Annotated in this window: 2 protein-coding genes and 1 pseudogene; all 3 read left to right on the top strand. The window is 46.7% G+C overall.

The annotated features are described in order from the left end of the window. Nucleotides 1–376 (top strand): annotated as a pseudogene (locus tag ACFPVS_RS01800) (hypothetical protein); the annotation flags it as partial. Nucleotides 377–623: 247 nt separating this feature from the next. Then, nucleotides 624–1,196 carry a hypothetical protein gene (locus tag ACFPVS_RS01795; protein WP_096294734.1) on the top strand — a complete coding sequence of 191 codons (573 nt, stop codon included), beginning with the start codon at nt 624–626 and terminating at the stop codon, nt 1,194–1,196. Between the two features lie 223 nt (nt 1,197–1,419). Further along, the coding region (locus tag ACFPVS_RS01790) for a calcium-binding protein (protein WP_378595239.1) at nt 1,420–4,281 on the top strand (2,862 nt) is incomplete at its 3' end.

Here is a 4,281-nt window from a genome sequence, read left to right as displayed (position 1 = left end):
CAACAACGGCGGCGAACTGTTCGGCGACAGCACCGTATTGAAAGACGGCAGCAACGCCGCACACGGTTATGCCGCATTGGCCGAGTCCGATACCAATTCGGACGGCAAAGCCGATGCCCAAGATGCCGGCTTCGGCAAACTCAAGGTGTGGCGCGATTTGAATCAGGATGGCGTATCTCAGGAAGGCGAACTGTTTACCCTTGCCGAACTCAATATCCAATCTCTTGATGCCGCCTATCAGGATGTCAGCACCCGTTTGGGCAACGGCAACACCCTCGCCCAAAAAGGCAGCTACCCCCTTACCGGTGGCATGAACCGTAAAACGGGAAATTTTCTGCCGGTGGTAGATCATCTGCACAGTCGGTATGCCAATGAAAACAGAACCGTCTGCCATATCGTCTGAAACTTTTTTCAGACGATATGGTAGAATGTTTTGATTACTGTTTTTCTTTTTTAGATAACGTTTGATTTGTAATCATTACAATATAATCCGGATGGTTTATATTACTGGCTTTTAGTAAACAGGCTGATGTATAGGTCATCTAAAATATTGGGTTTGATAACTTAACCTACACTTACTGTAGTTTATTGAAAGAAATTTATATTAAACAAATAGGAAGCGTATGAAGAAAACAGAAGCAATAAAAAAATTTGATGCCTGGGTATATAAAAATAGAATAGCTATATTTTTCAATGTATTTAGCTCTGTAATATGTATTATTTTTGTTCTTTTATCTGGATTAGGAAGATTTAGTGATTCTCAAGAAAAAATAATTAAGATACCTGACGGAATCATTTATATACCTAAGTTTCAATCTAAAAACCCTTGGGTAAGTTTTATTTTTAATAAAAAAAAATATTCATTTTCATGCATAGATTTTAATTATCAAATGTGTAAGGAATTTCATAATCAAGAATTGTTGGGTTATAATGTATTATTTTTATTACCAGATTCTGATTATAAAACTACTTCAGGATTAATTTTAAATGGTGAATTTATCTCGGACAGTAATATCCATTTTTCAATTCATAATGACAAGGATAAATATTTAAATAGAGAAAAAAAATTTAGATATTTGGGTTTATTTTTCTATTACTTTAGTTGTATGTATTTTGTTATTATACTCTTATTAATTGCCAGAATTTTTTATATGGAATGTTTCTTAAATAAAACAGGAGTGAGCAAAAATGTCTAGTGCAAAGCAAGCTGCAGGTTATATTTTAGGTAATTACGGAACTATTAGTAATGCTACAAGTAATAGTATATCTTATGGTTCAAGTCAAAGAGGGACATCTGATCAAATAAGTGTTAGCCTTGGTGCGGGAAGTACAATTAGTGGTCAAATTGGTAATATCCGTGAAGCTGGTGGTCTAGCCAATTCTAGCGGGTTATCCCAATTCACAAAAGCAGCTGGATATATGGGAATAGCACAATTTGGTATTTCTTTAGCAAGTAAAGATGGTGATACATCTAAATTGACTTTGGGGGATTTAGCAACTCTTGGGGCAGGAATCGCAAGCCTAATTCCAGGAGGTCAGGTAGTAGCTGTTGCTTTTGCACTAGCTGGCGGGGCATATGCAATTTATGAAAGCAAGAATGGAGCAATCACGCTTGGCGATATAACAGATTATTGGTTTGATAAATTCAATGACCCAAAAAATTTCCAAGACTACCAAAACATCAACCGCGACGGCAAATACCACGTTTACGACCCGCTCGTTCTTGATTTGGACGGCGACGGCATCGAAACCGTCGGCACGCAGGGTTATTCGGGTGCATTGTTCGACCACGACAAAGACGGCATCCGCACATCAACGGGCTGGGTGGCTGCCGACGACGGTTTGCTGGTAATTGACCGCAATTCAGACGGCCTGATCAACAACGGCGGCGAACTTTTTGGCGACAGCACCGTATTGAAAGACGGCAGCAATGCCGCGCACGGCTATGCCGCATTGGCCGAGTCCGATACCAATTCGGACGGCAAAGTCGATGCCCAAGATGCGGGTTTCGACAAACTCAAGGTATGGCGCGATTTGAATCAGGACGGCGTATCTCAGGAAGGCGAACTGTTTGCCTTGGCCGAACTCAATATCCAATCGCTCGATGCCGCCTATCAGGATGTCAACACCCGCTTGGGCAATGGTAACACCGTTGCGCAGAAAGGCAGCTACACCCTGGTCGACGGCAGCAAGTGCGAAATGGGCGACCTGCTGTTGGCCAACGATACTTTGCACAGCCGCTATGCCGGTTCGGTAAAAATGACCGAAGAACAAATGCGGGCGGCGAACCTGCAGGGCATCGGCCGCTTACGCGATTTGCGCGAAGCGGCGGCATTGTCGCCCGATTTGGCGGAAACGCTCAAGGCTTATTCGGATGCGGAAACCAAGGCGGAGCAACAGGCTTTGCTGAACAAGCTGGTTCAGGAGTGGGCGAAAACCGATCCGGATTATCACGTCGGTTTCACTTTCTCTACCGCCATGATTCGAACTGCCAACGAAGGCGTTGCCCTTACACCTACTCAGGCCGGTTTGGTTCTGGGTTATTCCGTTCCGCAAGAATATTTGGACAAAATCCAGCACTACCGCCAAAAAGTCGCCACACTCGACGCGTTCTCCGGCGAAAAATCACGCGTGATGTTCAGCATGAACGATACCGAAACCAAGCGCATTTTCTCGGTTATCGACAAGGCATACGATTCGCTTAATAAAAATGTCTACCAGGCACTGTTGTTTCAAACCCGTTTACAGCCGTATTTGAACGAAATCGGTTTGAGAATCGAAAACGGCGGATTCGTATTGGACTACAGCGGTGTGGCAGCCAAGTTCGGCAATGTTTTTGCTGAAAACCCTGAAAAAGCGTTTGTGGATTTGGGGGAGTTTATTGCTTACAGTACAACAACCGGCAATGTGACCGAATTGTCGTCACTGATGGCGCAATACGCCAAAGCAGCTGTTGAAAACGGCACTTTTGAACAGTATGCGCAGATACTGGGTACGGAAACACTGGCGAAGCTGGGACATAAACTCGGTGGCGATACCGAAGACCGGTTAAATGGTAATGATTTGGCTAATTTGTTGCTTGGTGGCAAAGGCGATGACTATCTCAGTGGCAATAACGGCAACGATATTCTGGACGGCGGAGAAGGAGACGATACGCTGGAGGGCGGTCCGGGTTCGGACATTCTGAACGGTGGGGCGGGCAACGACAAACTGTACGGTGGCGGCAGTGAAGCCGACACTTATGTCTTTGCCAAAGGCCACGGACGGGATATTGTTTCCGATTCGGGTTGGAAAACCGAACACACCGATACCTTACGCTTCGAGGGTGCGAACTTTGCCGACGCGGTATTTACCCGCAACGGTAATGATTTGGTTGTCAAAGCCTACGGCGGTGAAGACGGCGTAACCGTATCGGGCTATTTTAACAGCAGCAGCTATCGCTACTACGATTTCGCCTTCGACGACAAAACCGTTACCGCCCAAGACATGGCGGATATAAAGGTTGAAGGTGTCGGTACGGACGGAAACGAAAGCCTCTACGGCTGGGATACCGTTGACGTCCTCGACGGCGGCGAAGGTAACGATACGCTCTACGGTTACAACGGTAACGATATCCTGCGCGGCGGTTTGGGTAATGATTATGTGAACGGCGGCGAGGGTAATGACCTGATCGAAGGAGGCCAAGGAAACGACAGTCTCCACGGCGATAACGGTAACGATACCCTGAACGGCGGAGAAGGCGGTGACGAACTGCACGGCGGTTCGGGCAGCGACATTTTGAACGGCGGCGAAGGTGACGACAAACTGTACGGTGGCAATGGCCGCGATGTTTTAAAAGGTGGCGCGGGCAATGATTACTTGGAAGGCGGCACTTACGAAGCCGATACCTACGTCTTCGCCAAAGGCCACGGACGGGATACGGTTTCCGATTACGGCAATAAAGCCGAGCATACTGATACCCTGCGTTTCGAGGGTGCGAACTTTGCCGACGCGGTATTTACCCGCAACGGCAATGATTTGGTTATCAAAGCCTACGGCGGTGAAGACGGCGTAACCGTATCGGGCTATTTTAACAGCAGCAGCTATCGCTACTACGATTTCGCCTTCGACGACAAAACCGTTACCGCCCAAGACATGGCGGATATAAAGGTTGAAGGTGTCGGTACGGACGGAAACGAAAGCCTCTACGGCTGGGATACCGTTGACGTCCTCGACGGCGGCGGAGGTAACGATACGCTCTACGGTTACAACGGTAACGATATCCTGCGCGGCGGTTTGGGT

The organism is Neisseria weixii, assembly GCF_042658245.1.
GTDB classification, from domain to species: domain Bacteria; phylum Pseudomonadota; class Gammaproteobacteria; order Burkholderiales; family Neisseriaceae; genus Neisseria; species Neisseria weixii.
This window is presented reverse-complemented; position numbering and strand designations above follow the sequence as displayed.

Coding starts and splice junctions, on each gene's coding strand:
- ACFPVS_RS01795 (WP_096294734.1), top strand. CDS start 624: ATGAAGAAAACAGAAGCAATAAAAAAATTTGATGCCTGGGTATATAAA.